Source organism: Bacillus hominis (assembly GCF_018332515.1).
Lineage (GTDB): Bacteria > Bacillota > Bacilli > Bacillales > Bacillaceae_G > Bacillus_A > Bacillus_A hominis.
Genome location: NZ_BOQD01000247.1, coordinates 1 through 5,070, shown reverse-complemented (window position 1 = coordinate 5,070; position 5,070 = coordinate 1). Strand labels below are relative to the sequence as shown.

3 protein-coding genes and 1 pseudogene are annotated in these 5,070 nt (G+C 32.1%); 3 read left to right on the top strand and 1 reads right to left on the bottom strand.

What is annotated here, in order from left to right; translation table 11 throughout:
* Positions 1 to 185 precede the first annotated feature (185 nt).
* Positions 186 to 653, bottom strand: a complete 468-nt coding sequence (locus tag KI356_RS20970) for a VOC family protein (protein WP_212936340.1) — start codon at positions 651 to 653, stop codon at positions 186 to 188.
* A 238-nt stretch (positions 654 to 891) separates the two neighbouring features.
* Between KI356_RS20970 and KI356_RS20965 the strand changes: the two are divergent.
* The 3 genes and pseudogenes from KI356_RS20965 (at position 892) to KI356_RS20955 (ending at position 4,773) form a co-directional block, all read left to right on the top strand.
* Positions 892 to 1,380: pseudogene (locus tag KI356_RS20965) on the top strand (AraC family transcriptional regulator).
* Between the two features lie 354 nt (positions 1,381 to 1,734).
* On the top strand, positions 1,735 to 2,250 hold the full coding sequence (locus KI356_RS20960) for a DinB family protein (protein ID WP_212936339.1): 516 nt from the start codon (positions 1,735 to 1,737) through the stop codon (positions 2,248 to 2,250).
* 576 nt (positions 2,251 to 2,826) lie between these two features.
* Positions 2,827 to 4,773 (top strand): bifunctional metallophosphatase/5'-nucleotidase, encoded by a 1,947-nt coding sequence (locus KI356_RS20955; RefSeq protein ID WP_212936338.1) that lies wholly within the window; start codon positions 2,827 to 2,829, stop codon positions 4,771 to 4,773.
* Positions 4,774 to 5,070 lie beyond the last annotated feature (297 nt).

Genomic DNA, 5,070 nt, shown 5'->3' with positions numbered 1-5,070 from the left:
ATACCCATAATATAACTAATAAATTAACAAATGTACATACATAAGCATTAAAAATGAATGAATAGGGTGATTTTTTACATTTATTTAATGTTTGATTGAATGAGACAACTCTTGAATTGTTAGTGAAAATTAACTGCGGAGCTGTACTTTATTATTATTTGGTTTTAATAATAGCTATTATTTGTTCATTTAACTGCATCAGCTAATAGTTCCTCCCAATCTTTAAAAGATAATTTATCGGTTATATGTTTTAATGCATTAGGCACAATGATAGGACACATTAATTCTAAGCTATTACCATCTGGATCAGTAAAATAAACAGATGCATTACCTTGATGTGGACGAACAAATGGTTCAATAGAATCATTCATTCCAAATGGAACAGCTTTAATATGTAGAGAGCTTAACCAATGTAAAGATTCTTTTAAATCTTCATATGATACTCGAAATGCAATATGTCGTAAAGAAGGATGGTATTTCGTTTCATATTCAGAACCCTCCCATAAACCTAGCCAACTTCTCCCTTCCTCAATCCAAAAGAATGCTGTTAAATCATCGCTCCAAGCTAATTTCAATTCTAGCTTTTCATAAAAATCAATAGAATTTCGTAAATTACTCACAGGTAAGTGTACTTCATATATTCCTTTTATCAATTTAAATCCTCCTTCATTCGTTTTCTTATCATTAATATATCGATTTAAAAAGAATATAAAATCAAATAAAAGTATGAAAGTACATACAACTTTAGTAGTAGTGTAATATCAATCGGAAATAACAAGTTATAGTTCAAATGAGGTTTTTATAAGTTAGAAAATCGTTTTATTTATGAAGGAATAAGTATTGATAAACGCTAAATAAATGAAGTAGATATGTATAGGGAGGATGACATAAATGAAAGTTGTAATAAAAACAGTGCCACAATTTGAAGTGGCATTTATAAGAAGAACTGATAGTTACTTTGAACCCCAAGACCATTGGGGGAATTTATTACATTGGGCAAATGAAAATAATCTTTATCCTCCAGAGCAATCATTTATCGAAATTTCGTTAGATAACCCTGAACTTGTTGAAAGTCATAAGTGCCGTCATGACGCTTGCGTAACTGTACATGAAAACTTTGACAAAGATATGCATCAAGATGTGCAATTTAAAAGATTAGATGGGGGTCAATACGCTCTATACCATTTTTATGATAAGCCACATAAACTGAATATGGCATATCAATATGTATATGGAGATTGGCTACCGAATAATGAGTAAGATGCAGATTTTGATAGAGATAATCTGGAATTTTGTATGAATAATGTAGCTGAAGATTTAGAAGGAAATTTCAAGGTTGAATTATTTGTGCCGATTAAAAGTATACAAAAAAACAAATAACTTCATATGTGGCTTTAAAACAAAGATTGATAATTTATAAAAAAGCAAGATTTCGTCCATGCCCAAAAATTAGTTACTGAAGTTGAGGAGTCAGCAGCAGTCTTAGCTGCAGTAACTGAAGAAATGGACCGGAGATATACTTTAATGGTTATTAACCATTCTATTAGATAGTTTGTAGCACATGTAAACCTCAAGGATGTTGAGAGAACTCATACATTTCAGCATGAATTAGAGAACCTACTAAAGAAAGTAAAGATTGGATTGGAATAATAGTGAAGGGAAATCTTTTTTCCATAGAGAATATTTCTAGCGGAGGAATCTAAGTATGTAGGTTCTAATGAAAGGAGAATTCACATGAATACATTTGTAAATGACAAGTTTTATGAAACTAGAAATCAATTATTTGAGGAAATTACTTTGTTAAGTGATGCTCAATTTAATAGGAAACCAGATAAGGACAAATGGAGTATAGCACAAGTTTGTCATCACTTAGTTTTATTAGATGAGAGAGTTATAACAGTTATTTCATCGGGATTAAAAAAGATGGATAGTATCTTAAATGAGCGTAAAGAAATTCACACTATTTTATTAGATAGATCGATAAAATTTATAGCCCCAGAAATGATTGAACCAAGTATAGAACCATTTGAAGTGCAGCAAATGGTTGATTTGTTAAACAACTCTAGAAAAGAATTGATGCGTTTCCTGAGTACAATAGAAGATGAATCTATATTAGCGAAAAAATCAGTGATGCATCCAGCTCTTGGAGAATTACTCCTTGATCAGTGGATAGAACTGATCTATTTGCATGAACAGCGTCATATAGAACAAATCAAAGAGATAAAATTGCTTTGTGGAGTTGAAAAGTAAACATCATTATCTATTTTTTGAGCGATTTGAGATAGCATCAAGGTTTCGAGTGATAAAATAGAAGTCCTGATTAAAATTATGATGAATTTAGTTGAAAGCAACCAATAAGCTGAAGAAATTACGAAACTAGCAGATCTTACTCCTGAAGAGGAAACGAACATTCGAAAAAATCTGAATCCGATTTGCTGTATAAGTGTAACCCCGTCTTAAATGAAGAGCGGGGTTATTATTTTTGGAAGTGATCTCAGCATTTTCATTTAGAAGGAAATAAATTGGCAATGAAATCCGAAAATGTAATCAGCATTACACACTATATCTTTAAGTTATAATGATTTTCGGAAATGAGTTATATGTCCAAATTTTTGAAAGTACTCTTACACCTACCATTGGGTGAGCACCTTTCACGCGTTTGAGGAATAAGTATTTTGTCAGAAAACGATAAAATACAATTCTGTTAAGGGATATATGCATTTTATTCTCTTTAATTTTGCAGTTGAAGTTTTCTGAATAACAAGTTATATTTTTAAAGTTCAAGCAACTTTATGACAGTACAAAAAGGGGAGAAATATTGATATTATGCAAAAAACGAAATGGAAGAACTATGTATGCTATTTTATTATTCTTATGCTTCTTGTAACAGCAGTAACAGTCAAACCAGCTATTTCTAAGGCTGAGGAATCTAATGTTAATATTACATTGTTAGGTACTGCAGATATTCATGGTAGATTTATGCCTTGGGATTATGCGCTTGATGGAGCAAATATGAGTGGAAGTTTGACGCAGCTTTATACGGTTATAAAGAAGGTACGTCAAGAAAATCCAAATACCATATTAGTAGATGCCGGGGATACAATTCAAGGAAACTCAGTAGAATTATTCAACGATAAGCCACAATCGCCAATGATGGTAGCGATGAATACAATGGGATATGATGCCTGGGCATTTGGAAATCATGAATTCAACTTTGGATTAGATACATTGAAAAAAGTTAGTGAGCAATATAAGGGAAAGACGTTAGCAGGAAATATTTATAAGGAGAATGGAGAGCGTTTTCTTCCTGCATATACGATTGTTGAAAAAGGTGGAATTAAAGTCGGGATTATTGGCATGAATACACCAATGATTAGTGATTTTGAAAAAGGGACAGATCATTTGGATGGTTTAGTAGTGAAAAATCCAGTAGAAGAGACAAAAAAGGCAATTAAAGAATTAGAAGGTAAAGTAGATGTAATGGTAGGGGTTATGCATATGGGACTAGAAAATGAGAATGGAATCCCAGGTACTGGTGTTCAAGATATTGCGAATGCTTGTCCGGAACTAAGCGCTATTTTTGCGGCTCATATGCATAAACTTGTAAAAAAAGAAGTTGTAAATGGCGTAATTATTACAGAACCAGATAAATATGGAACGCATATTTCACGTATTGACCTTACTTTTACAAAGCAAGATGGAAAGCTTGTTTTAAAAGATAAAACTGCTACCGCTATACCTGTAAAAAATGCTGATGGAACAACAGTATTATCTGATTCTACACTTGAAGAAACACTAACACCTTTTCATGAGTATGCGAGAGGAGATGCAAATGTTGTAGTCGCTCAATTAAAGGGTAGAAACCTTGTTCCTGAAAATGAAATAAAGGGTATTCCAAGTGTGCAGATTCAAGAGACACCTTTATCAGATTTCTTTCATGAAGTCATGCTCTATTACAGTAAAGCGGATGTAGTAGCCCATCAAATTGATAATGATTATGCCCGTTTGGATATAGGTCCTATAAAGAAGAAAGATATTGCTTATAATTATCAATATGCTTTGGGAGAAATTACAGTATATAAGATAACTGGAAAAGATTTAAAAGACTATATGGAATGGGCAGCAGGATATTTTAACTCATCTCGTGCCGGAGATGTAACAGTTAGCTTTGATAAAAACCGTCGTGCGTCTAAATACAGTACGAACGATTTCTTTGGAGGCGTAAAATACGAAATTGACTTAACAAAACCATATGGTAGTAGAATTACAAATTTACGCTCTATTCGTACAAATAAACCAATCAAAATGAGCGATGTTATGACGCTAGGAATGAATGCGTATAGAATGGAGGCTCTTCAGGCAAAAGGGGGAGCTTTAGAGGGACGTAAATTTGAACAAACTTGGTCATCTAAACAAGAGAATGCATTCGGAGAAACAGGTGGAACCATTCGTAACCTTGCTATTACATATTTAAAAGAGGTAAAGAACGGTGTATACACGCCAAAAGTTATGCATAATTGGAAAATTACTGGTGTAGATACACATTCTTCAGAGCATAAGGCTGTAGTTGATCTTGTAAATAAAGGGATTTTAGAAATCCCAAAAACAGAAGATGGAAAATATACAAATATAGCATCTATAAATACTAAAGATTCAATTACAAAAGAAGAGATTGTAGCACTCTCACAAAAAGCTAATATTAATCCAAATCAGTTTAATCATGTAGAAAGAAAAGGTGAATTTTACAAAAAACTTAGTAGGATAATTAAATAAATATAAAAAAGATGGCTCTCGTGCAAAAAACTATTAAACTTGGACATACCATTATCCTAAAAAAGTTTGTGATCGGTATGGAAATATAGAGAATCATCGGTAAAAAATCCCCTGGATCGCTTTAAAAATTCAGGGGGTTTTTCATTTGAATAATTATTATTTCATTTCTCACTATGTATATTTATAATATGCTTTAAAAGAACATACCTTAAGTTAATAACATGCAATAGATATGTCCTTTTCTATATTTAAATTTGCCTGAAATTCATATAAGCCTTCAGCAGTCTCAAAACGTTA

Excerpts from the sequence above, each read along its gene's own strand:
- KI356_RS20955 (WP_212936338.1), top strand. The coding sequence starts at position 2,827 with ATGCAAAAAACGAAATGGAAGAACTATGTATGCTATTTTATTATTCTT.
- KI356_RS20960 (WP_212936339.1), top strand. The coding sequence starts at position 1,735 with ATGAATACATTTGTAAATGACAAGTTTTATGAAACTAGAAATCAATTA.